Origin of the sequence: Streptomyces sp. NPDC053048, from assembly GCF_044547045.1 — a bacterium.
Taxonomy (GTDB): domain Bacteria; phylum Actinomycetota; class Actinomycetes; order Streptomycetales; family Streptomycetaceae; genus Streptomyces.
This window is the reverse complement of sequence record NZ_JBITZS010000005.1, coordinates 490740-512687: the sequence shown is the minus strand read 5'-3', so window position 1 is coordinate 512687 and position 21948 is coordinate 490740. Positions and strand designations below refer to the sequence as shown.

19 protein-coding genes are annotated in these 21948 nt (G+C 71.7%); 6 read left to right on the top strand and 13 right to left on the bottom strand.

Translation table 11 applies throughout. The features are described 5' to 3' along the window. Positions 1–16: 16 nt before the first annotated feature. From ACIG36_RS16255 to ACIG36_RS16240, 4 genes are all read right to left on the bottom strand, one after another. Positions 17–430 carry a lasso peptide biosynthesis B2 protein gene (locus ACIG36_RS16255; RefSeq protein ID WP_399927410.1) on the bottom strand — a complete coding sequence of 138 codons (414 nt, stop codon included), beginning with the start codon at positions 428–430 and terminating at the stop codon, positions 17–19. Continuing rightward, positions 427–684 carry a lasso peptide biosynthesis PqqD family chaperone gene (locus ACIG36_RS16250; protein ID WP_399927407.1) on the bottom strand — a complete coding sequence of 86 codons (258 nt, stop codon included), beginning with the start codon at positions 682–684 and terminating at the stop codon, positions 427–429. The genes ACIG36_RS16255 and ACIG36_RS16250 overlap by 4 nt, the downstream gene beginning before the upstream one ends. Beyond that, the gene (locus tag ACIG36_RS16245; protein WP_399927404.1) at positions 665–2392 is read right to left on the bottom strand and encodes an asparagine synthase-related protein; all 1728 of its coding nucleotides are present in this window, start codon (positions 2390–2392) and stop codon (positions 665–667) included. The genes ACIG36_RS16250 and ACIG36_RS16245 overlap by 20 nt, the downstream gene beginning before the upstream one ends. A 273-nt stretch (positions 2393–2665) precedes the next feature. Continuing rightward, a complete protein-coding gene (locus tag ACIG36_RS16240; protein WP_399927402.1) occupies positions 2666–2809 on the bottom strand; it encodes a lasso RiPP family leader peptide-containing protein in 144 nt (47 codons plus the stop codon). 132 nt (positions 2810–2941) lie between these two features. Here ACIG36_RS16240 and ACIG36_RS16235 point away from each other — a divergent pair, with 132 nt between their 5' ends. Together ACIG36_RS16235 and ACIG36_RS16230 are read left to right on the top strand one after the other, a co-directional pair. Beyond that, on the top strand, positions 2942–5356 hold the full coding sequence (locus tag ACIG36_RS16235; RefSeq protein ID WP_399927400.1) for an ATP-binding protein: 2415 nt from the start codon (positions 2942–2944) through the stop codon (positions 5354–5356). 70 nt (positions 5357–5426) lie between these two features. Then, positions 5427–5984, top strand: a complete 558-nt coding sequence (locus tag ACIG36_RS16230; protein ID WP_399927636.1) for a GNAT family N-acetyltransferase — start codon at positions 5427–5429, stop codon at positions 5982–5984. Positions 5985–6063: 79 nt separating this feature from the next. On the opposite strand, the gene ACIG36_RS16225 is transcribed toward ACIG36_RS16230, so the two are convergent. Continuing rightward, positions 6064–7032, bottom strand: a complete 969-nt coding sequence (locus ACIG36_RS16225) for an ADP-ribosylation family protein (RefSeq protein WP_399927397.1) — start codon at positions 7030–7032, stop codon at positions 6064–6066. 152 nt (positions 7033–7184) lie between these two features. On the opposite strand from ACIG36_RS16225, the gene ACIG36_RS16220 reads away from it, so the two are divergent. Next, on the top strand, positions 7185–8558 hold the full coding sequence (locus tag ACIG36_RS16220; protein WP_399927394.1) for a TrkH family potassium uptake protein: 1374 nt from the start codon (positions 7185–7187) through the stop codon (positions 8556–8558). Next, positions 8551–9273, top strand: coding sequence for a potassium channel family protein (locus ACIG36_RS16215; RefSeq protein WP_399927391.1), 723 nt, complete (start codon positions 8551–8553; stop codon positions 9271–9273). Before ACIG36_RS16220 ends, ACIG36_RS16215 begins: the two co-directional genes overlap by 8 nt. Before the next feature lie 23 nt (positions 9274–9296). Here ACIG36_RS16215 and ACIG36_RS16210 read toward each other — a convergent pair whose 3' ends face one another. Next, a complete protein-coding gene (locus ACIG36_RS16210) occupies positions 9297–10367 on the bottom strand; it encodes an alkene reductase (protein WP_399927388.1) in 1071 nt (356 codons plus the stop codon). Positions 10368–10570: 203 nt separating this feature from the next. Between ACIG36_RS16210 and ACIG36_RS16205 the strand changes: the two genes are divergently transcribed. Further along, a complete protein-coding gene (locus ACIG36_RS16205; protein ID WP_399927385.1) occupies positions 10571–11065 on the top strand; it encodes a MarR family winged helix-turn-helix transcriptional regulator in 495 nt (164 codons plus the stop codon). A gap of 85 nt (positions 11066–11150) precedes the next feature. Here the strand turns inward: ACIG36_RS16205 and ACIG36_RS16200 are convergent, their stop codons facing one another. The 5 genes from ACIG36_RS16200 to ACIG36_RS16180 all read right to left on the bottom strand — a co-directional run bounded on the left by ACIG36_RS16200 (position 11151) and on the right by ACIG36_RS16180 (position 19117). Then, positions 11151–12032, bottom strand: coding sequence for an SAM-dependent methyltransferase (locus ACIG36_RS16200; protein WP_399927381.1), 882 nt, complete (start codon positions 12030–12032; stop codon positions 11151–11153). An 89-nt stretch (positions 12033–12121) separates the two neighbouring features. Further along, positions 12122–14146, bottom strand: coding sequence for an ABC transporter ATP-binding protein (locus ACIG36_RS16195; protein ID WP_399927378.1), 2025 nt, complete (start codon positions 14144–14146; stop codon positions 12122–12124). Beyond that, positions 14140–15480 carry a lanthionine synthetase C family protein gene (locus ACIG36_RS16190; RefSeq protein WP_399927375.1) on the bottom strand — a complete coding sequence of 447 codons (1341 nt, stop codon included), beginning with the start codon at positions 15478–15480 and terminating at the stop codon, positions 14140–14142. The genes ACIG36_RS16195 and ACIG36_RS16190 overlap by 7 nt, the downstream gene beginning before the upstream one ends. Continuing rightward, positions 15477–18830: a lantibiotic dehydratase gene (locus ACIG36_RS16185; protein ID WP_399927372.1), complete on the bottom strand. Its 3354-nt coding sequence runs from the start codon at positions 18828–18830 to the stop codon at positions 15477–15479. The genes ACIG36_RS16190 and ACIG36_RS16185 overlap by 4 nt, the downstream gene beginning before the upstream one ends. Before the next feature lie 98 nt (positions 18831–18928). Next, complete coding sequence (locus ACIG36_RS16180) at positions 18929–19117, bottom strand: hypothetical protein (protein WP_399927370.1); 189 nt, start codon at positions 19115–19117, stop codon at positions 18929–18931. 303 nt (positions 19118–19420) lie between these two features. Here ACIG36_RS16180 and ACIG36_RS16175 point away from each other — a divergent pair, with 303 nt between their 5' ends. Continuing rightward, positions 19421–20323: a hypothetical protein gene (locus ACIG36_RS16175; protein ID WP_399927367.1), complete on the top strand. Its 903-nt coding sequence runs from the start codon at positions 19421–19423 to the stop codon at positions 20321–20323. Here ACIG36_RS16175 and ACIG36_RS16170 read toward each other — a convergent pair. Next, the gene (locus tag ACIG36_RS16170) at positions 20304–21158 is read right to left on the bottom strand and encodes a hypothetical protein (RefSeq protein WP_399927364.1); all 855 of its coding nucleotides are present in this window, start codon (positions 21156–21158) and stop codon (positions 20304–20306) included. The genes ACIG36_RS16175 and ACIG36_RS16170 overlap by 20 nt on opposite strands. A gap of 112 nt (positions 21159–21270) precedes the next feature. Continuing rightward, positions 21271–21822, bottom strand: a complete 552-nt coding sequence (locus ACIG36_RS16165; RefSeq protein WP_399927361.1) for a hypothetical protein — start codon at positions 21820–21822, stop codon at positions 21271–21273. Positions 21823–21948 lie beyond the last annotated feature (126 nt).

The window sequence follows — 21948 nt, the reverse complement described above, 5'->3', positions numbered from 1 at the left end:
TTCCCGCATGCTTGTGTCACCGGCGGGGCGGCACGCTGATCAGGGTCCGGTACGTGGCCGTGTCGGCAGGCTCGCCGACCCGTTGGCCCTCGGCTTCCACCCAGGCATGTGCGCTGAACGGGGGTGTGCGGGCCCCGGAGCACCACGTCGGCCAGCTCCCGTTCATCCGGCACAGCAACGCGGTGGCGAGTGACCGCTGCAGGCAGAAGGTGCCGGAGCACAGTGTGCTCACGGCCGTCACATCCTGACGAGCCCGCAACGCCTGTGCGTAAGCGGCAGGTTCGGCTCCGCGACTGATGGCACCAAGGACGGCGCGGATCCGGCAGGGGGACAGACGGGCGATCAGTCTCGCCGCTGTGACGGCGATGCGTACCGCGGCACGACGGCTCGGCCCGGGGCGGATCCCTCCGGTGTCCAGAATCTGGCTCATCGGCGCGTCACCAGCCCAGCCCGGACCAGATCGTCGACCAGGCGAGCCACATCGGCCGCCGCGCGCTCCCGGCTCACCGGCAGGGAGCGGGCGAGGTGCTCGACAACCTGCTCCGGGGAGTTTGCCTCCAGCAAAGCGCTGACGATGAGGGCACCGGTGGCGTTGAGTTGCCAGAAACGCCCGGTGCGTTCGTTCAGCAACACCATGCCGTCATCGGTGGGGCATGCGGTGACGTCAGGACGCAGTCGACTCATGGGAAGCTCCTTGGTCGGAGGGCAGGGGTGCGGAGAGGGAGTGCCGGGATCGGGCATCGTCCCGGTCGAGATAGGCCGGGACCGGGTGGGCGGCGAGATCGCGCAGCCACTCTTCCGCCCCCAGGGTGAACTCCAGCTCGCCCACGTCGGCTCCGAGCAGTCCGGGTGACATGAGGGCACGCCGAAGCTGATCCCGATCGGCGAGGCCGACCGCGACGAGGCGCGAGTCCTCGGCCCAGTTCGCGAGATCACGCAGATGCAGTCCGAGCCCGGCGTACCACTCGGGACCGCAATGGTCCTTGGTGGTACGGCGCAGGACGCGGATCGGGACCAGTCCGTCCATCGCCGCAGCCAGCAGCGGTTTGTAGGTCCATGGGGCGGCCGCCTCGTGCGGCCGGGCCGCCATGCAGGCAGTGATGACGTTGTCATCGCAGAACGGGCTGTGGGCGACCAGCCCGGCTGCTGTCGACTCGCGCGTCAGGTGGGCCGCGGTCCTGCCCGCCTCCTGGGCGAGCTCCATCCACGCGTGCCGTGTGCGATCGCCGGCCAGTGGCTCCACGTGGCCGGCAGCGGAGCGCAGCAGGTCACTGATGAGCTCGACGGCCTGTGCGTCGGCCCAGGCCGGCAGGTGTGGCCGGGGCCCCCAGCCGTGTGGCAGGGTCCCAACCGGTGCCGAAGTCTCCCGCAAGTGTGCGGCGGACCCGGCCAGCCATGCGTTGTACGGACGAGAGTCGAGCAAAACCGACGCAGTCGCCCGCAACGGCCAGCGTCGCTTGGCCCGGAGCCCCGCAGCGTGCCGAAGGCCCAGGCGAGGAGAACGGCGCAACAACGTGTGCAGATAGGACTCGGGAGGCTGCACCACATGATCGCCGCCGTGACCCGTCAGGCGGCGTACGGCACCATGGGCCCGCAGCTGCTCGGATACGTACTGCTGCTGGGCCCGGTCGCGCAGCGCCGATGATGGTTCATCGCCCGGATCGCGACGCTGGTGCAGTCCGGCGAAGTGCGCGGGCAGTTCGGTCGCGGGGAAGACGAGGCGCTGGATTACCGGCAGTCGGTCCGCCGCGAGGCCGGAGTAGATGGGGTCCTCATTGTCCGGTGCGCTCCAGTGCAACGTAGCGGTGATCAGCCGCACCCCTGCTTCAGCGGCCAGGAAGCACACAGATGTGGAGTCCATACCTCCGGACAGGTCCACACCGAGCACCTCACCGGGCCGGACGCGCACGCAGACGGCCTCCCGCAGGGCGTCGCGCAGCGCGGATGCGGCTTCGGCCAGCGGAAGTTCTCCTTCGGGCGCGTGCCACCAAGGCGCGGTCACACGTGGACCGGAGGGCCCCAAGCGCATGGCTTCTCCCGGCGCGACAGCGCGGATGCCGCGCCACATCGCCCCACCGGCCAGCGGATAGGGGAGGAAGGGGGTGACCAGGCGCGCGGCGAGCTGCGTGGTGTCCAGCTCTGCGCCCGTAAGCCAGGCCAGGGTGCGGGCGCGGTCCGCGGCCACGGTGATGTCGCCGACTGTCGCGGTATGCAGCCGCCGCGCCCCGGACAGGCTTCCCCGTGCGTACACGATCCCGCCCACGGAAGCGACCACGTGGAAGCTGCCGTGTACGCCGCAGAGCGCGGCCTCGACGTCCGCGGGACCGCGTGCGTGTTTGACGCGTTCGGCCAGCTTCTCCGCGGACAGCGAGCACGTGCCGGCGAGGGCCACCCGCACGGTTCCTGCAGCCGTGAGCACCAACTCGCCGACGGGCCACGAGCCGGCCAGCCATGGGCGGCCCGAAGCATGCGGCACGACGGAGGCGGCGTGCCGCCGCAGTCGGTGCGTCAGGGCGGGTGGGCATGGGCGGTCCGGCAGGATCACGAACCAACTTGGGATGTCAGGCATGGCTCTCCAGCGGAAATGGGCTGATGGGCTGATCCGAGCGTGAAGCAGTGGGGGCATCCCACACGCGTTGTGCGGGATGCCCCGGTCAGGCGTTGCTCAGCTCCGGATGAACCGGCCGCCGGCCGGACCCTCAGGCATTCCGTAGATGTTCCCTCGGGTCAACTCGGCGAAGTCGCCGACCTCGTGCAGCAGCGGGGGCACATAGACGTCGGCGGGTTCGAAGAGCGGGGTCTCGTTCACGTGTACCTCCTCCTGGTGCCGGGCGGACGTTCCGCCCGCATCGAGGGTGCCGCGCGCCGCCGAATGTTCCCCACCGGGCGCGGAGGGAAATAATCAATCGGTCATCAACCGAACAATGCGCTGGGGGCCACCATGCTGGGCAAGCGCGGACGTCGGGAGCGGCCTCTCGATCCGCAGGCCGGCCCGCTGGAAGAGTTCGCGCACGGCCTGCGCGAGCTACGCCGGCAGGCAGGCATGACCTATGCCGAAATGGCGAGCCGGGTCCACTTCTCGGGCAGTACCTTGTCCCAGGCCGCCGCGGGGCACCGATTACCCACCTTGGAGGTCGTCCTTGCGTACGTCCGCAGTTGCGGCGGTGACGAACGCGCCTGGGATCAGCACTGGAGCGCCGCTCGCCGTGCTCTCGGCAGTACCTCAGCAGCGACGCTGACCGCCCCCTCACGGACGACGACGCTGCCGATCGCAGCCCAGAACGAGCCGACCAGCTTTGTGGGCCGCGAGCGTGAAGTCGAGGCGGGGCTCGCACTGTTGGCGCGCTCCCGGCTGGTCACACTCACCGGCACCGGGGGTGTCGGCAAGACCCGGCTCGTCTGGTGGCTCGCCTCCCAAACGGCCAGGACGTATCGCGACGGCGTGTATGTGGTGGAACTGGCCGATCTGAGCGATCCCGGCGCACTCCCCGATGCGGTGGCCGCCGCCCTGCGTATCGCCGAGGACCCTGCCCGGGACACCGGCACTGCGCTGATCGCAGAGCTGGCGGGCCGGAACTTGCTGCTGGTGCTCGACAACTGCGAACATCTCCATGCGGCTTGCGGGTCGCTGGTGCACACCCTGCTGCGGGCGGCACCGGGTCTGACGGTGCTCGCCACCAGTCGGCAGGCGCTCGGTGTAGGCGGCGAGCATGTGCTGCGCGTCGCGCCGCTGACCCTGCCCGCGAGTGACGCGCCGTTGGGCGAAGACGCCGCTGACCGCTACGCCGCGCTACGCCTATTCGCCGACCGCGCGGCGGCTGTGCAGCCGGAGTTCCGTGTGACGGCCGCGAATCGCGCTACCGTCGCCGCGGTGTGCCGCCGACTCGACGGGCTGCCGCTTGCCATCGAATTGGCGACCCGCTGGCTACGCGTTCTCACGGTCGGCCAGCTCCTGGAAAGACTGGACGGTACGTTCGCACTGGCCGCCGCAGTCGACCCGACCGCGTGCCCGCGCCACCGGACCATGCGCGCGGTGCTCGACTGGAGCCACGATCTGTGCACGGACGCGGAACGGGCGGCGTGGGCCCGGATCTCCCTGGTGGCGGGCACCATGCCGCTGGAACTGGTCGAAGACCTTGCCTGCGGGCCGGGCGTGCCGGAGCCGATGGCCGCCATCTGCGGAATCGTGGACAAATCATTGTTGGTGCCGACCACGCACGGTGACGTGATGCGCTACCAGATGCCGGAGACGGTGCGCGTCCACGGCACGACCCGGCTGAGCGCGGAGGAGACCGCCGCGACCCGACTCCGTCACCTCGGCTGGTGCCGACGGCTCGCGGAGGAGGCCGAGGCCGACTGGTACGGGCCCCGACAGGTAGCGGCGCTCAACCGGATACGACGCGAGCACCACCATCTGCGCATGGTCCTCGCCGACGACATCCCCGCCGGAGCCGCGGACCGGTTGCGGACCGCCGCATCGTTGTGGCTCTACTGGATCGCGTGCGGCAGCCTCAACGAGGGACGCCGCTGGCTCGAGAGGGTACTCGCCGAAGACCACCAGCACGGGCCCGACCGCACCCGAGCCCTGTGGACCTGCGGATTCGTAGCCCTCGTTCAGGGTGACCTGACCGCGGCAGCCCGGTACATCAACACATCGGAGGATCAAGCCCTGCGGGCCGGTCTGCCCGTAATCCGCGGACGGGCGATGATGGTACGTGGCCTGATCCACCTGTTCGGCAATGAAATTTACGCTGCGGTAGCCGAGTCGGAAAGGGCCCTGACGGCTTGCAGATCCGCCGCCGACCCATTCGGGACAGAGCTGTCCCTGGCCCAGCTCGGGCTCGCACGCGCCCACCGGGGAGACACCGACGCGGCCCTGGCGTGCTATTCCGAGGCGGTAGCGATGGCCGAGGCGGCGGGCGAGCAGTGGCACCTGTCGTACATCCACTGGTGTGTCGGCATGCTTCACCTCGAAACCGGGAACCCAGCCGCCGCGGTACCGCTGCTCAGGTCTTGTTTGCGAGCCAAGCGTGGTTTCTACGACCGGGTCGGGGCCGCCGCGGTGGTGGAGGTACTCGCCTGGACTGCGCATGCACTCGGTGCCGACGAGTTGGCAGCACGTCTCCTGGGCGCGGCGGAAGCCATCCGCCCTGCTGGCGCCGTCGGCCTGTTCGGTGTGCACGCCCTCGTCGCCGACAGCGCCCGGCACAGCGAGCGAATCCGGGCCGCCCTCGGCGAACCCCGATTCACCGCCGCCCGCCGCGCCGGAGCCGCGCTTCCTCCTGACGCCGCCATGGATTTCGCCCTCACCCAGGACGTCGGGCCGGTCCATGGACGCAGGCCGCCTCACTCATAGTGCCTGTTCACAGGCCATCCGAGCGAGCGGAAGTCTGGACCCTCACGCACAGGGCATGATCGAATATGGGATGACATCGTTCTGGACGGGTAATCGCATACGCCTGCGTGGCATCGAACCCGATGACTGGACCGCGTTCATGCAGTTTGCCGTCGACGAGGAGCGTTTGGGAGACCTACTGCACCCGCCTGGTTCCGCCGAGGGCTTCCGTTCCTGGACGAAGGAGCAAGCAGCTGCCAAGTCCGATGGTGACTGCTTCGTGTTGGCAATTGAAGCCGTCGACACGGGGGAGACAGTTGGTGCTGTCGGCTCGCACCACGCTGATCCACGTGCGGGGTGGTTCGAATACGGTGTCACGATCGGTGGCGATCACCGGCGCAAAGGCTACGCGGCGGAAGCCGCGGTGATGGTGTTGCGCTTCATGTTCGCCGAGCGGCGCTATCACAAGTGCGGAGCGCGGGTCTTCGCACATAACGAGGCATCGCTGGCCCTTCATCGTCGGCTCGGCTTCGTCGAGGAGGGCCGTCTCCGTGATCACGTGTTCTTCGCCGGTCGGCACCACGATGTCGTCATGATGGGCATGCTCGCCGACGAGTTCGTCCAGCGGCACTCGATGAGCGAGCTGTGAGCTGCTCATCGAGGCCTGATGCCGAATGAGACCTGAGTTGGCTACCAGGGCCTGCCCACCGCTTCCCGTCGCAGCTCCTTCAGAACGTCGACCTCAGGACGTCGACGCGCGGCAGGGAGCGGTGACGGTGGTGGGCGTCGGCGATGGCGGCCAGGGATGGGCGGGACAGTGCGTGGTAGGCCGATACCAGGAGTTCGTTCGCCAGGGCCTCGCGCTTCGGGTCGCCGGCCGAGGCCCAGTGCAGGTCGCGGCCCAGGACCAGGGCCTCCGCCGGGTCGCCCGTCGCGCACCGGCGCCGGGCCTCCTCCACGCACGCCGCCAAGGCGCCGGCATCGTCGAACAGGCCGTGGATGTGGTTCGCGAGCGCGTACTCGTCCGCTCCCTGATGTGCGGTACGGCCCGCCACGAGCGCGCCCGCGCCGTCCAGTGTGGTGACGCGTTCGTGGTCCACGGGCGGGACCACGAAGTCGTATGTCCGGGAGTAGGCGAGGCCCACTTCGGGGCGGTCCCCGGTCTCGAAGGCGGTGACCGCGTCCCGCAGCGCACTCAGACGGGACAGCCGCTGCGGCGCCTCGTCGTCGCCCGGGTCGTCCTCGACGTCGCGCCAGCAGCGTTCGAGGATCGCGCGTACCGCCTCCATCGGTGTGCTCGCGCTTGTGTCGATCCCGCCGCCGTCGTTGGTGCGGTACGCGGCGACGCCGTGGCAGGTGCGGCCGTCGTCGAACCACAGGCCGTAGTGGAGGCCGTCCGAGCCACCGTGCAGGAACGTCAGGAACTCGGGCGGGTCACGGTAGTAGCGGCCGTGCACCCGGACATCGAGGCCGTCACGCGGTTGTGCGCCCGGGTCGGCGAAGAGGTCCATGATGCCGGCCGGGGCCACGCCCGTCTCACCGAGCGTACGCCGATCCGCCGGACCCAGGGATCCCAGGAACGTCCAGAACCGGAAGATGGACTCCGGCAGCTCGAGGCCCCAGTCCCGCAGGAAACGCTCCTCGATGCCCGCCCGGCTCCCCGGTATCCCCGAGCTCCCGGCATTCGCCCCACACATCGAATCCACTCCCTGTTCGGACGTACTTGCAGGCCCCCGACCCTACGGGCGTCCCCGCCGAACGGCGCAATGGCCGGGGGCCGAGCCGCTGCCCGGGTTAGGGTTCCCGGTGATATGGGTGAATTGCGGGGAAGGTGACGGGAGGTCAGCGCGTGGAGGGTCGTGTGGCGCGGCTGCTGCGGTGGTTGCTGACCGTCCACCCCGCCCGGACCCTCGTCCTCTCCTTCGCCCTGGTGATCCTGGCCGGCGCGGGGCTGCTGATGCTGCCGGTCGCCGCCCAGGGCCCGGAGGCCGCGGGCCTGGTGACCGCGCTGTTCACCGCGACGTCGGCCGTGTGCGTGACCGGGCTGGTCACCGTGGACACCGGCACCTACTGGAGCGGCTTCGGCGAAGGCGTCATCCTCGCGCTGATCCAGCTGGGCGGCTTCGGCATCATGACCATGGCCTCGCTGCTCGCACTGCTCGTCTCCGGCCGCCTGCGGCTGCGCATGCAGCTCACCGCCCAGGCCGAGACGAAGAGCCTGGGCATCGGTGACGTACGACGCGTCCTGATCGGCGTGGCGGGGACGACCCTCGCCGTGGAACTGACCGTAGGCGCGATCCTCGCCCTGCGCTTCCGCCTCGGCTACGACCGCGGCGGGGCGGAGGCCGCCTACCTCGGCTACTTCCACGCCGTCTCGGCGTTCAACAACGCCGGCTTCGGCCTCCACGCCGACAACCTCATCCCCTACGCACAGGACGCCTGGGTGACGATGCCGGTCTCGGCCGCCGTCATCCTGGGCGGCCTCGGCTTCCCCGTCCTGCTCGAGCTGCTGCGCCACCGGCGCCGGGCCCGCACCGAGAACAAGCGCAACTGGTCCCTGCACACCAGGCTCACACTGCTGACCTCCGCCGTGCTGCTCGTGGCCGGCACCGTGCTCACCTGCCTGCTCGAATGGACCAACCCCGGCACGCTGCGCCCTTTCGACTGGGACCAGAAGATCCTGAACGGCTTCTTCCACTCGACCGTGAGCCGCACGGCGGGGTTCAACGCGCTCGACATCGGCGCCATGCGGCCCTCGACCCTCCTGGGAACCTGCATCCTGATGTTCATCGGCGGCGGGAGCGCGGGCACCGCGGGCGGCATCAAGGTGACCACCTTCGCCGTCCTGGCCGCCGCCATGCTCGCCGAGGTGCGCGGCGAGCCCGCCGCCGAGGTCATGGGAAGGCGCCTGTCGGCGGCCGTGCTGCGGCAGGCCCTCACCGTCGCCCTGCTGGGCGTCGGGCTGGTGGTGGTGGCCACGCTCACCCTCCTCACCCTCTCGGGGAAGGCCCTCGCGGCCGTGCTGTTCGAAGTCGTCTCCGCCTTCGCCACGGTGGGCCTGACCACCGGCATCACCCCGGAGCTGCCCACCTCCGGCCAGCTCGTCCTCATCGGCCTGATGTTCGTCGGCCGGCTCGGCCCCGTCACCCTGGTGTCGGCGCTGGCCCTGCGCGAGCGCCTGCGCCGCTACCAGCTACCCGAGGAGCGACCCGTCATTGGCTGACCACCTCAACCCCCTCAGACGCCGCCGCCCCAAGCCGGCCGGCCGGCGCGCCCGGACCGCCGCCGACCAGCGGGTCGCGGTGTTCGGCCTCGGCCGGTTCGGCGGCTCGCTCGCCCGCGAACTGATGCGGCGCGGCTGGGACGTCCTGGGCGTGGACTCCGACCCCAAGCGCGTCCAGAAGTTCAGCGACGTGATCACCCACGCGACGACGGGCGACAGCACCGACGCCGAGACGCTGCGGCAGCTCGGCGTGTACGAGTTCACCAGCGCCGTCGTCGGTATCGGCACCGACGTCCAGGCGAGCATCCTGGTCACCTCCAACCTCCTGGAGGCCGGCGTGCCCAACGTCTGGGCCAAGGCGATCAGCCGGCAGCACGGCCGCATCCTGGAACGGCTCGGCGCCCACCATGTCGTACTCCCCGAGCACGACATGGGCGAACGCGTGGCCCACCTGGTGACCGGCCGCATGCTGGACTTCATCCAGTTCGACGACGACTACGCCCTGGCCAAGACGGTCGCCCCGCGCGTCGCGACCGGGCTGCCCCTGGGGGAGAGCCTGGTCCGCAGCAAGTACGGGGTGACCGTGGTCGGCATCAAACGGTCCGGCCAGGACTTCACCCACGCCACCGCCGAGACCGTCGTCGAGGCGGGCGACATCATCGTCGTCACCGGGAGGACGGCGGCGGTGGAGCGATTCTCCGAGCTCGAGAAGTAGGCCCTCGGCAGGCCATCACACCCTCAGGCGGTCAGGGCGGGGTAGTCGGTGTAGCCGCGGTGGTCGCCGCCGTAGTAGGTGGCCGGCTCCGGGGTGTTGAACGGGCCTCCGGCGGACAGGCGCGCGGGCAGGTCCGGGTTGGCCAGGAACAGGGCGCCGAAGGCGATCACGTCGGCGGTGTCGTCCTCAATGAGGGCGAGCGCGTCCGGGCCGGTGGACTCGGGGTGGGTGAACGGGTTGAGGACGAAGGCGGACGGCCACGCCTTGCGCAGCTGCCGGGTCAGTTCGCGGTCCGGGCCTTCGAGTATGTGCAGGTAGGCCAGGCCCAGGGGCGCCAGCTTCGCCACCAGCGAGCCGTAGACGTCCGCGACGTCCTCCTCGGCGACGTCGTTGAACGGGTTTCCGGGGGAGAGGCGGATGCCGACCCGCTCGCCGCCGATCGCCTCGGCCACCGCCGTGGCGACCTCCACCGCGAACCGGACGCGGCCCTCGACGCTCCCGCCCCAGGCGTCGGTGCGCTGGTTGGCGTTGGGGGCGAGGAACTGGTGGATCAGGTACCCGTTGGCGCCGTGGAGTTCGACTCCGTCGAAGCCGGCGGCTATCGCGTTGCGGGCCGCGGCGGCGAAGTCGGCGACGGTCTGCCGGATCTCGGCCTCGGTGAGCTCCTTCGGAGTGACGAAGTCCTTCATCCCCTCGTGGGTGAAGACCTGGCCCTTGGCCGCCACGGCGGACGGGCCCACCGGGGTCAGGTCGTCCGGCAGCAGGCTGGGGTGGCCGACGCGGCCGGTGTGCATCAGCTGGGCGAAGATCTTTCCGCCTTCGCGGTGGACGGCGTCGGTCACCGTCCGCCAGGCCGCCACCTGCTGCTCGGAGTGCAGGCCCGGGGTGTCCGGGTAGCCCTGGCCGACGACCGAGGGCTGGATGCCCTCGGTGATGATCAGGCCGGCGCCGGCGCGCTGCGCGTAGTACGTCGCCATCTCGGGCGTGGCCGTCGCGCCGGGGCCGTAGGCGCGGCTGCGGGTCATCGGAGCCATCGCGATGCGGTTGGCCAGTCGGGTGACGCCCAGGTCGATCGGGTCGAATGCCGTGGTCATGGCTGTTCCTCCGGTGGTGTGCGTTCGCAGTTACCTGTCCGAACAAGTAAATCAGGGGAACCGCTTCCCTTGTCCACGGTGAGCTGCGTCACCCCTGCTGGTCCAGGCCTGCGAGGTGGCCTTTCGTAGGGTTCGCCGACGACCGGCGTGGTGGAGTACGGTAGTGGTTGTTCAGGCAGCTAATGGGAAAGGAAGGCCGTCGCATGTCGCAGTCGGAACCGCAGTCGCCGACGGTGCCGGTGCCCGCGTCCGCGCAGGTGGGGCCGATCAGTCATGCGATCTTCCGGGTGGCTCGCCTGCATCGCATGATCGCCGGGCAGCTTCTGCGCCGCGTCGGTCTGCACCTCGGTCAGGAGCTGGTGATGATGCAGCTGTGGGAGGCCGGTTCGCAGCGCCAGACCGACCTCGTGCGCCTGCTCGACTCGGACGCCGCCACCATGACCCGCACCATCAAGCGGCTGGAGCACGCCGGCTTCGTCCGCCGCCGCCCCTGTCCCGGTGACCGGCGCGCGACGCTCATCGAGCCCACGGCCGCCAGCCACGCCCTGCGCCGGCAGGTCGAAGAGGTGTGGTCCGAGCTGGAGGCCGGCGTCGTGGGCGATCTCCCCCTCGACGAACGGGCCGTGACGCTGCGCGTCCTGGAGCGGCTCGAGAGCAACCTCGCCCACGCGACCGTCGCGCTCCCCGAGGACGACTGATCAGCTCGCTCGCACGGCAGTGGCCCGCCCGATGACGGGCGGGCCACTGCCGTGAGCTTCACCGTGAGTTCTGCTGTGTGCGGACTCAGTGCGGCTTGCGCAGCAGGTAGACGTGGTAGCCGAGGTGGTCACGGACGAACTCGCGCAGCACCGGCATCGCGGCGTCCATCCCGGCGGTGGTCTCGGGGCCGTAGTGCTTGCGGATCGTGTCGTGGTGGTCGCGGTAGAGGAAGTCCATCAGCTCACCGGTGACCCCGAGGCTGTGGGTGTGGTTCTCCATCCGGACGAGGTCGAATCCGGCCTCCGCCGTCAGGCCGAGCACCGTGGTCGGGGACTCCGGGGCCGGCGACGTCCACACCGACCGGAAGACGGCGAGGTGTTCGGGCCGCGCGTTGCCGCGCCGGGTGAACTCGGTGAGCAGCAGCCGCCCGCCGGGGCGCAGCACCCGCCAGGCGTTGCGCAGGGCGGCGGGGCGGTCGGACATGTGGGGGAACGAGTCGATGGCCCACGCGGCGTCGTACGACTCGTCGGCGTGTTCCTCGCCGAGGGCCATGGCGTCGCCGAGGGCGAAGCGAACCCTGTCGGAGAGCCCCGCCTCCCGGGCCCGCGCCTCGCACAGCGGTACCTGCGAACCGCTGATGGTGATCCCGGTGACCCGGGCGCCGGTCGCCCCCGCCAGCCGGACGGCGGGGCCGCCGGTGCCGCAGCCGATGTCGAGCAGGTGGTCGTCGGGGCCGAGGCCCAGGGCGGCGATGTAGTAGTCGGTCTGCCGGTCCATGGCCAGGTTGGCCAGGTCCGTCATGGTGGAGGCGGTCGCGGCTCCGTCGGGAGGAGTCCACATGCCGATGTGAATCGCGGAATCGCCGAGGATCAGTTCGTAGAGGAGCCCGAACTCGTCGTAGGAGGCGCCGACTTCCTCCGGTGTCGGTGCGGCTTGCGTGCCTTCGAGGTGCTCGTCCGCTGCCATGACGGTCACGATAGTGGCGTATCACCGCATGGGTGGGCCGTATGTGGACAACCGGCCCCCGGCGTCCGTGACGGCCGAAGGGGTCGGCCTCAGGGGCCGGGCGTCCGGCCCGCGGTGCTGGCGTACTGCTGCGCCTGCAGGTGATAGAGGCCGGCGAAATGCCCGTCACGGAGGAGGAGTTCTCCATGAGTACCGTCCTCGACCAGCCGGCCCCCGTCGAGGACGTAGATGTGGTCGGCGTGGCGGACGGACGCCAGGCGGTGGGTGATGAGGACGACGGTGTGGCCTTGCGAGGCCAGCCCGCGGATCCTGTCGAACGCCTCGATCTCGGCCCTGGGGTCCAGTGCCGACGTCGGCTCGTCGCAGATGAGCAGCGGTGCCGACCGGTAGTGGGCGCGGGCCAGCCCGAGGCGCTGCCACTGGCCGCCCGAGAGCTCGACGCCTCCGCTGAAGGCCGGGTGGACCAGCGTGCTCCAGCCGTTGGGCAGCGATTCGACGAGGTCATGGGCCTCAGCGTAGGAGGCGGCCCGGTCCAGGGCCTCCTCGTCGGGGGCTTCGGCCGGGCGGCCGATGACGACGTTGGCGCGCGCGGTGAACGGCCAGCGCCGGAAGTCCTGGGTGACCAGCGCGACACGGTCGAAGAGCTGCCGCCGGTCGAGTTCGCGGGCGTCGGCACCGTCCCAGGTGACGCGCCCGGAGTCCGGTGCGTACAGTCCCGCGATCAGCTTGGCCAGTGTGGTCTTGCCCGATCCGTTCTCCCCGACGAGCGCGACCACCTGCCCCCGGCGGATGGTCAGGCTCACCCCGTCGAGGGCGGGGCGGTCCCGGCCCGGGTAGGTGAAGACCACCTTCTCCAGCCTGACCTCGGCGGGCCGTGCCGCCACGGGCGCGCCTCCGGTGGGGATGGCCCGCCGCTCGGCCTCCGTGTCCAGCGCGTCCAGGTCCTTGAGGTAGAGGGCCTCCTTGTAGAGGTTGTTGACCTGGAGCACCAGGGTGGAGAGATTGCTCGTGGTGGTACGGATGGTCAGGACGGCCGTGCCGGCGACGGGAAGGGGGAGGTGACCGCTCGTCAGCAGCAGCCCCAGGGCCAGGTAGGTGCAGCCCAGGGCCAGTCCCGACAAGGCCGCCGCGGCCGTCTCGGTGACGGCCTGCCGCCGGGCGAGACGGGTCTGCTCGGCCTCCGAGGCCACGGCCATCCTTCCGTAGTGCTCGAGCAGGAACGCCCCGGCGCCGTGCACCCGCACCTCCTGGGCCGCGGCCTGCTCGGTGAGCATCCCCGACACCAGGCGGCCGGCCCGGGTGTGCTCCAGCCAGCTCTGCACGGAGAGGTAGCGGCGGCGGGCGGTGCGGATCGCGCCCCAGCTCTTCGGGACGGCGATCAGTGCCAGCAGCGGCAGCAGCGCGGGATGCAGGGTGGTGAGCACGATCGCGGCGCCGGCCATGGTGGCGAGGGCGTTGACCACGGCCGCGCTGTAGCCGACCATGCTGCGCGCGGACGTCGTCGCGTACTGGGCGGAGTCGAGCAGCCGGTGGAAGACGGCGTCCTCGATCGCCGCCAGCTCGACCCGTGCGGCCTGCCGCAGGAACCGCAGCGTCGCCACCCGCTCCACCTTGGGCTCCAGAGTGCCGATGGCCGCCGTGGACGCCGAGTTCAGCAGGGCGGCCAGGGCGGTCGCCGCCGCGACCGCCATCAGCGAGGGCAGGGCGGCCATGACCCGGTCGGGTGTCGGACCGCCCGCGAACAGCGACACCAGCACCCGGTTGGTGGCGAACAGCCCCAGCGCCCGGCAGACGGCCTGCCCCAGCGTCGCGAAGGCCAGGGCCGGCAGCGCGCCCCGGTCGGCCGAGTAGGCCAGCCGCACGCTCTCGGCGACCAGGCGTGGCAGCTGCCGCCCCATGACCGGCAACGACAGTGCGGACAGGTCCTGTTCGTGACGGCTGAATCCGCGGTCGTAGCGCAGCCTGCCGCCGAAGAGGAGCTCCTCACTGGCGAAGGCGGCCTCACCGCTGGGCCCCGGACGCTCCGGTCCTTCCGGGGCACGGCCTTTCCGGTGCCGCCCGGTCGCTGCGCCGGTCCGCCGCCCGTCGTTCCTTCGCCGGTCGTTCCTCAGCACAGCAGGAGCGCCGCGTCCCAGCTCGTCGCCGGTTCGGCGTCCGTCGCATACGTGTGCAGGGCGAGTGCGATGCCGGCCGCCCCCTCCAGGAACCCCGCGCGGTGCGGTGCCAGTCTGATGTGCGGCGCGGCGCAGGAGTAGCCGAACGGAAGCCCGGGATCGTAGGCGTCGAGAATCGGGGCGGCGAGCCGCGGCAGATCGTCGGCCAGGCGCTGGTCCCCGCTGTCGCGCGCCATGCGCCAGGTCGTCTGCAGCAGTCCCGCCCAGCCGTGGCACAGGGCGCACTCGTACACCCCCCGGACGTCCGCCAGCGCCGCGACCAGCGCGTCCACGGCGGTGCGCTGCCAGTCGGCGCGCCGCAGTGCCCGTCCGGCGAGGTACAGCGCCCGCGCCACACCGGGCGTTCCGTAGCACCACGCGGTACGGCCGACGGCGGGCGGAGTCCCGCCCAGCGCGACGTGCTCCTCGAAGGCCACCGCGGCCGGCCACTGCAGGCCGTCCCCCTGCCAGCGCAGGACCCACTCGGCGACCCGGGTGATGGCCCCGTCCTGACCGGGCACCCGTACGTCCGCCTCCCGGGCGAGCGCGAGCAGCGCCAGGACCCCCGGGATGCCATGGGCCAGGCCCAGGTTGAAATGGCCGCGGGGGTGGCTGCCGTCCGGTTCGTCGGTGAGCGTGCCGTTCACCCACCAGCCGGGCACGGTGTGGCCGTCGACGCGTACCGGTTCCGTCAGCCGGACCAGATAGGCGAGCACGTCCGACAGCGCCTCGTGGTGCCGGTCGCGGCGCAGGAGCAGATAGCGGCCCAGCCCCGCGGCTCCGCTGATGAGGTCGTAGCGGTGCATGCGCACCCCGGGCAGCCCCGCCCCGAGCCGTTCGTCCTCGGCGGCGAACACCGCCTCCCACTGGGAGAGCACCACCGTGTCGGCGTGCTCCAGCAGTGCGGCGTAGTCGCGAGGGCCGCGGCGGGCGGCGCACGCCGCGAAGGCCAGCGCGGCCGCACCCCCGAACAGGCCGCTCCGCGCGCCCGCCGCCACGCCGCTCACGGCCGCCGACAGGTGCCGGTGCGCGGTGGCCCGGTGGGCGGGGCCGGAGTGCGCGAGTTCCGCGAAGAGCAGGGCCACTCCCGGATGACCCTTGCCGAGGCCGAGCCGTGTCCAGGGGGAACGGGCCGGACGGCCGGGGACCTCGTCGACGTTGCCGGGATCCGTCTCGACGGCGACGACCGACCGGGGATCGGCGAGCCGCCCGGCCACGTCGGCCACGATCCGCCCGGCGCGCACCCTCGGCGTCGCACAACCGGCGGCGGCCGTGGGCAGTGGTGAAGCCGTCATCGCTGCCACCTCCGGCGGTCGCGGTGTGCCTGGACCGCGCCCCGCGCGATCGCGTACGAGCCCTGCTCCGCTCCCGGATCGATACCCACGAGACGGTTGTGGTGCATGTGCAGCACCGCGGCCAGGACGTCCCCGGGTGCCGCCCACGCCCGTCCGCCCAGTGCGCGCAGCGTGCGCCCGAAGGCGGCGAACGCGGCCGCGCGCCGGTCCCAGCACCCGCGCACGGCGTCCCCGGCCCGCAGGGCACTCAGGCGGGGCCAGTCGCCGTAGGGGTCGATGAGCATGAGGGCGTCCTTGCGCCGGCGCTGGAACTCCGGGTGCGCCGGGCCCTTCGGGTAGGTCGTCAGCAGCCAGTCGGCCCACGGCGGCTCGGCGTCCGGTGGGCGGTCCGGGGGAGCGGCGCCCGCCGCGGGCCGGGCCTCCGGCCAGAACGACCGGGCCAGGTCGACGAAGTTGGCGGCGGCCAGCAGCGGCGGCTCGATGTCCAGCCCGCCGGAGCGCAGCAGCCGCAGCTGTTCGAGCACGGCGACGCTGTCGGCGTGGAAGGCTCGTTCGGCCGCCTCGATCGCCTCGGGGCCGCCGTACCGCTCGAGTTCGGGGTCGTAGGTGTCGAGCACCAGCCGCCGGGCGAGCCCCCGGCCGCGCAGCCCGCTCACCCAGTCGCGCAGCTCCGGCAGCAATGCGTGGTGGAGGGTGTTCGAGGGGCCGTGCCAGCGCAGGCGGAGATGGGGCTCGTCGTGCTCGCGGTACCGGATGAAGAACCAGCGGTCCACGCCCTGCGGCGCCGCGGCGAGCAGCCGGGGCAGCTCGTCGGCCAGCAGCTCGTCCTGGCGCTCGGCCGAGGAGTACACGCGCGCGTAGAGCCACTCGCCGCCCGGCAGGTGCTCGGCCGCCACCGGGCGCGGCGGCACCGGACGCCCGGCGAGCCGGGCACGGGTGCCGTCCGCCGCGCGGTGGACGGCGGTTCGCCTGGCCACCAGGGGGATGACCAGTTCGTTGCGGTGGGCCCCCGAGGGGCCGGTGAGCCAGCCGCACGGCCGGCCGGTCGCCGCCCCGCCGTCAGCGCTGGGCGGGCCGTCGGCGCCCACCTCGTCGTCCGCGCCACGCACGTCGTCCGCGCCGGGAAGGACGTCCGCGCCGGGAAGCACGTCCGTCGGTAGTTCGTGCAGGACGGTGCCGTTGCGGCGGCCCAGTTCGTGACGCAGCAGGAGCAGGTGGTCGCGGTCGTCGAGGTCCAGCTCGAGCCGGTTGTCGTGGTAGCCGGCGCAGATCCGCCGGGGGACCTGCCAGCGGTCGCGCCAGGCACGCACCTGCGACGTCCATGCGTCGAGTCCCGCCCGCTGGTCCACGAGCTCGGCCGTCGGCCGCCACCGCGCCAGGGCGAGCACCGTACGCCCGTACCGCAGCCGGGGCAGGAACGGCATCGCCCCGGCGGCACCCCAGTCCCAGGCATTCCAGGGCCGTACGCCCGTATCGCGGATCTCGAGCAGGAAGCGTGCGGCGTTGGGCATGTTCCGCTGAGCGCTCAGAAGATGGAACACGCTCGGCACCACCTCGCGGCCGCTGGCGCGGTCCACGGTGTACAGCCGGTGCGGATCGGCTCCGACCAGCAAATTCTCGAGGCCGACCACATCGGGCCGGCCGCGGTCGGCGAACGCGGCCACCGGCAGCAACCGGTCCAGCAGCCGCGGCACCTGAGCGACGTTGGCGGCGTGGGACCGCGGCACCTGATAGGTGAGCTGCGCGCGCAGCGCCTCGGGGCCGTACGTCCGCGTCGTCCCCGCGACGGTACCGAGCGCGGCCGGGACATGTCCGGGCAGCAGATGCAGGAACCGGCCGAACGCCGCCCCCGCCTGCCCCGTGCCGGCCAGCGCGACGAGCCGGAAGCGCCCTTCCCGGACCTCCGACGCCGACGCCGCCACCAGATGCGCGAGCAGGTCCACCGAGCCCGGCGGGGTACCACCGTCCCTGGCGAGCCGGGAGACGACCGGATCCCCGGCCGCGTCGGTCAGTTCCACTTCGAACGCGCCGCAGCGGGCGGCCTCCTGGGCGAGCGCGACCAGCACCGGATCACGGTCCGGATCCCAGGCCGCCGCCCTCCGTTCGACGCGGTGACCGGAGGGCCGGAGATAGCCCGCCGGTGCGCCCAGCCCGGTGTCGGGATCGAGCACGTCCTTCACCGGAACGAGCCGGCCCGTGCCGTACCGCTCGAGGAACTCGGCGTGGTAGCTCTCCAGTACACGCACCTCGGGGCACATCCGCCACAGCAGCAGCGCCGCCCGTTCGGCTTCCCGGGCCACGGTGCCCGGCAGCCGCACATCGGCGTCCAGCGACAGGTCCACCTGCACCAGCTGGTCGGCGGGCCGCAGCTTCCGCATCCGGGCGGTGACCCGCTGCCACGCCGGGAGTCCCCCGCCGAGCGGGGCGGCCGCGTAGCCGGCCAGTTCCTCGCGCACGGCCCGCAGTTCGCCGAGCCCCGCGAGCGCGCTGTCCGCGAGCGGTGCGAGCCGGTCGAGTACGTGCGAGAGCGGATCGGTCTCCTCCAGGGGCGGGCGCAGATCGGTGAGGACGATCTCCTTGGCCACCAGCTGGACGAGCATGCCCTCGATCGTTTCGGGCGCCGCCTGAGGGAAGGCCGTCCGCAGGCGCCGTCGCACGTCCGCGCCGAGCGCGGGCGTACGCACCGACTCCAGCACCGCCCGCACGGCGGCGGTGTGACGGACGCTCACCTCGCGGACCACCCGGCCGTTCCTGGAGCCGTCCTCTCCGCCGCCGGGTACGTAGGGCAGGACCAGACGCTCCCCGCGGACGAAGCAGAGGTTGTTGACCGTCACCCGCAGCAGGGGGAGCACGGCGGGGTGCCGCTCCCACGCGGTCACCAGACCGGTCAGCCACTCCCGGTCCGGACGGACGAACCTCCGGTGCCCGTCGCCGAACCGTACTTTCATCTCCGCCGGGTCGTCGGTGAACTCCGCCGCCGCCACCCCGGCCATCAGCCCGAAGGGCGTGCACCGCGTCGCCATCCGCATCCGGTATCTGCTCAACGCCCGGACCACTCGCCGTAGTTCCGCCACCGGCGGCAGGTCGCCGGGGGGCATGGCCAGGATTCGCTCGAGGCCCTGTGCCAGCGACCCGCTGGAGACCGCCACGGCCTCACGGACCAGCGGATCGTCGGCCATCCGACGCAGCTGTTCCCCCAGCCGTTCCGCCTCGCCCGCCAGAGAATGCTCCCCGCCTTCGCCCGCTCCGTCCTGGATATCGGCGGACGTTTCACCGGCCCACCACGCCGGCCGGACCGGCGCCCGCAGCAAGGCGAACTCGACGCATGCAAAATTCCATTCCTCGGTCACGAATCCCGTCCCCCCGCCTCGGCATGTCGATCGACCCCGGGAAGGGCGCCTCCCCTCGTGATGGGGAGGCGCCCCGCTGTCTCGCCGGAATTCCTGGACTAGCCGATGCGGCCACAGATGAAGGGGCAAGTGAGGCAGGTCGCCGTGCAAAGACTGGCGACACAGGTGTCGAAACTGGTGACGGCGGGATCCGCCGACCCGGTCGCACCGATCTCGCCCACCTCACGGATGTCCAGGTCGAAGACGTCTTCCGGCGCGGATTCGAGGACCAAGGTGTTGGTTGACATAGCCGATCCATCCATTCTCGGGATTTACGGCGGCCGCCAATTCGGCGTTCCCGCCCTTGCACGCAGAGTGCGCGTGCCACGCCGAGACGGATAGATGTCAACCCGGAATTTCACCCCGGCGGGTTATTAACGCTATGGTCGCATCATGATCCGGCTCGCGGCCGGAATCCGGGGAATTCCTCGACGGAACCGCATGACACCGGCTCGGACGACCTTGGCGGACGGGTCACTGGTGAGGGCGCGGTGGTGGCCTGTACAACGGTCCGCATGCGTATTCGATCGTCAGCGGTTGTGGGAAGTCTGATGGCCGCCCTGGTGGCAGGCGGCGGATCGGGAATGCCGGCGGCGGCAGCCGGACCGCCGTCCGCCGAGGCCCTGGAGCAGTGCGCGGAACGCGCGAGCGTGACCGTCTTCCGCGAGGGCGGGGTACCGCTGCTCGACTGGCGGGAGAACCTGGAGTTCGACGGGCACGGCACCCTCTGGGTCGCCCACGTCACCAAGCACCGGGTCGAGGGCTACGCCCCCGACGGGACACTGAAGGCGAGCTTCCCGCTGAGCGGACCCGGCGGGATCCGACGCGGCCCCGACGGCATGATGTACGTCAACTTCGGCGTCAACCCGTTCCGGCCCCACGGCGGCATCATGCGGTTCGACCCCACCGCCGACCGGCCGCGACCCGAGAAGTTCATCGACGGGATATCCGGCATCAACGGCCTCGCCGTCGACGCCGCCGGCAACCTCTACGTCAGCCGCGAACTGGCCACCGGCGTCCTCAAGTTCCGGCCGGACGGCACCCGGGACGAGGAGTGGACGAGGAAGGCCGACGTCTTCGGCACCAACGGCCTGGAGATCGTCGGCGACCAGCTCTACGCGAGCGTCATCACCAGCACCTCGTCCCCGATCGTACGGATCCCGCTGAACGACCCGGCGAAGCACACCCGGATCGCCGAGCTCAGCCCGAACCCCCTGGACCTCAAGCTCCTCGACGACCTCACGTACTTCCGCGGCGACCTGGTGGTCGCGAGCTTCCGCGACGGCGAACTGATCCGCGTGAACCCCGCGACCGGCCGCTCCTGCGTCCTGGCGAAGGGCCTGCGCATGCCCAGCAGCGTCCGGGTCGCCCGCGGGTTCGGCGACAACGACCCGCGGCGCGACCTGTTCGTCGTCGAGGCCTCCGGCCGGATCCTCAAAGTGACGGTCGGCTGACCGGATCAGGAGTGGGAGGAGCGGCCTCCAGGGCGGGCGCGTCCGCGTCCTGTTCGGCACGCAACTGGGCGGCGACCGCGTCGGTGCGGGCGCGCAGCGCGCGCACCCGCTCGGCCGTCCGCGACCCCGCCTGGGGGGCCGCCGCGGGCAGGACGGACACGCCGTTGGCCTGCGCGGTGAGCACCAGGCTGCGCATCACCTCCTCCTGCTGGGCCAGCAGGGCGGTGGTGAACATGCTCGCGTGCAGGGTCTTCTTCATGCCGAGCGCACCGCGGTAGCCGATCTCGCAGGCGACGGGCACGGTCTCCAGCCGCTGCTCGCCCGCCTGCTCCAGCGCGGCGAGCATGACGGAGGCGAGGCCCTCGACGACCTTGGTGACCACCCACTTGCGCCCCGGAAGCATGGGCAGCAGATCCCGGATGCGGTCGATCTCGGCGTCGAGCGCCTCCGTGGTCATGGCGCTGAACGCGTCGTGCAGCTGGATGTGCGTCACCTTCGACCACGGGATGTCCTCCCCGTCGAAGCCCACCGACCCGGGGCCGAAGCGCAGGGCGCCGATGCCGTCCAGCGGACGCAGCGCCTTGGCCGTGATGGCCGGGACGCGCGGGTGGCGGCAGATGAGGGCGCCGAGGGAGAACTCCCATTCCTCGTGCGCGGGCGCGGGGGGAGCGGGCAGCGACCGGAGCACGGAGACGACCCAGTCGCCGGAGGCGTTCGTGCCGGCACGGCCGGCGTCGACACCGCGCTGCACCGCCTGGGCGACGTTGCTGCCGAAGGCGGTGGCCGCCGAGCCCACCGAACCGCCCAGGCTCTTGGCCCGCTCGAATATGCCCATGCTTCTGACCCTGCCTCACCTGCGACGTTCCTTGTGGCGGCGACACTCTACCGACTGATTGGCCGGTAATGATCGCTCGCTCGCCGGAACGCCCATCGGTGACGGGAAACGGTCAGGGGCCGATGAAGAGCTCGGCGAAGCCGGCTCCCTGCCGGAGGCCTTCGCGGGACAGGCACGCCGTCGGCAGGTCCTGGTGCAGCAATTGCGCGAGGCGGAAGGCGTGCCGGCCCTTTCCGTACCCCTCGACCACCGTGCCCTCCAGCTTGGTGACACTGGCCGCGCCGACGCGCGCCCTGACGTTGGAGGTGTACTCGATCACGGATCGTCGGCCGTCCGCGAAGCGCACGGTCTCCTGGAGCGGCGACGTGTTCAGCCCCAGGCACGAGGCGGGAATCGTCCCCTCGAAGCGGCCGACGGCCTTGCTCTTCCTGCCGGAGCCCTCCGTGCAGGTGTACTGCTCGGCCGTCGAGATCCGCGTCGGCCGGGTGCCGAGGGAGAGGCCCGGGGTCCAGGTGGTGCGGTACCGGCCCGCACAGGCGACGGTCTCGTCCGGCGCCGGGGACGGATGCACGTCGTGGGCCCGCGCGGGCGCGCACCACATCAGACATACCGCCGCCAGTGCCACGGCCCGCACCGCGAACCCGGATCCTCGCCGCTCGACCATGCACCCTCCTCGCCCCCGGGGTCGCGCCACCCGTCGGCGCCCCCACGGGGCCCCCTTCTACCCAGGAGGTTCTCGAACAACGCGCCTCGTACGGGGGACCTCCCGCTTGACCGTCACGGCACCGGC

Excerpts from the sequence above, each read along its gene's own strand:
- ACIG36_RS16230 (WP_399927636.1), top strand. The coding sequence starts at position 5,427 with ATGACATCGTTCTGGACGGGTAATCGCATACGCCTGCGTGGCATCGAA.
- ACIG36_RS16250 (WP_399927407.1), bottom strand. The coding sequence starts at position 684 with ATGAGTCGACTGCGTCCTGACGTCACCGCATGCCCCACCGATGACGGC.
- ACIG36_RS16180 (WP_399927370.1), bottom strand. The coding sequence starts at position 19,117 with ATGTCAACCAACACCTTGGTCCTCGAATCCGCGCCGGAAGACGTCTTC.
- ACIG36_RS16200 (WP_399927381.1), bottom strand. The coding sequence starts at position 12,032 with ATGGCAGCGGACGAGCACCTCGAAGGCACGCAAGCCGCACCGACACCG.
- ACIG36_RS16175 (WP_399927367.1), top strand. The coding sequence starts at position 19,421 with ATGGCCGCCCTGGTGGCAGGCGGCGGATCGGGAATGCCGGCGGCGGCA.
- ACIG36_RS16225 (WP_399927397.1), bottom strand. The coding sequence starts at position 7,032 with ATGTGTGGGGCGAATGCCGGGAGCTCGGGGATACCGGGGAGCCGGGCG.
- ACIG36_RS16205 (WP_399927385.1), top strand. The coding sequence starts at position 10,571 with ATGTCGCAGTCGGAACCGCAGTCGCCGACGGTGCCGGTGCCCGCGTCC.
- ACIG36_RS16165 (WP_399927361.1), bottom strand. The coding sequence starts at position 21,822 with ATGGTCGAGCGGCGAGGATCCGGGTTCGCGGTGCGGGCCGTGGCACTG.
- ACIG36_RS16210 (WP_399927388.1), bottom strand. The coding sequence starts at position 10,367 with ATGACCACGGCATTCGACCCGATCGACCTGGGCGTCACCCGACTGGCC.
- ACIG36_RS16170 (WP_399927364.1), bottom strand. The coding sequence starts at position 21,158 with ATGGGCATATTCGAGCGGGCCAAGAGCCTGGGCGGTTCGGTGGGCTCG.
- ACIG36_RS16255 (WP_399927410.1), bottom strand. The coding sequence starts at position 430 with ATGAGCCAGATTCTGGACACCGGAGGGATCCGCCCCGGGCCGAGCCGT.
- ACIG36_RS16190 (WP_399927375.1), bottom strand. The coding sequence starts at position 15,480 with ATGACGGCTTCACCACTGCCCACGGCCGCCGCCGGTTGTGCGACGCCG.
- ACIG36_RS16235 (WP_399927400.1), top strand. The coding sequence starts at position 2,942 with ATGCTGGGCAAGCGCGGACGTCGGGAGCGGCCTCTCGATCCGCAGGCC.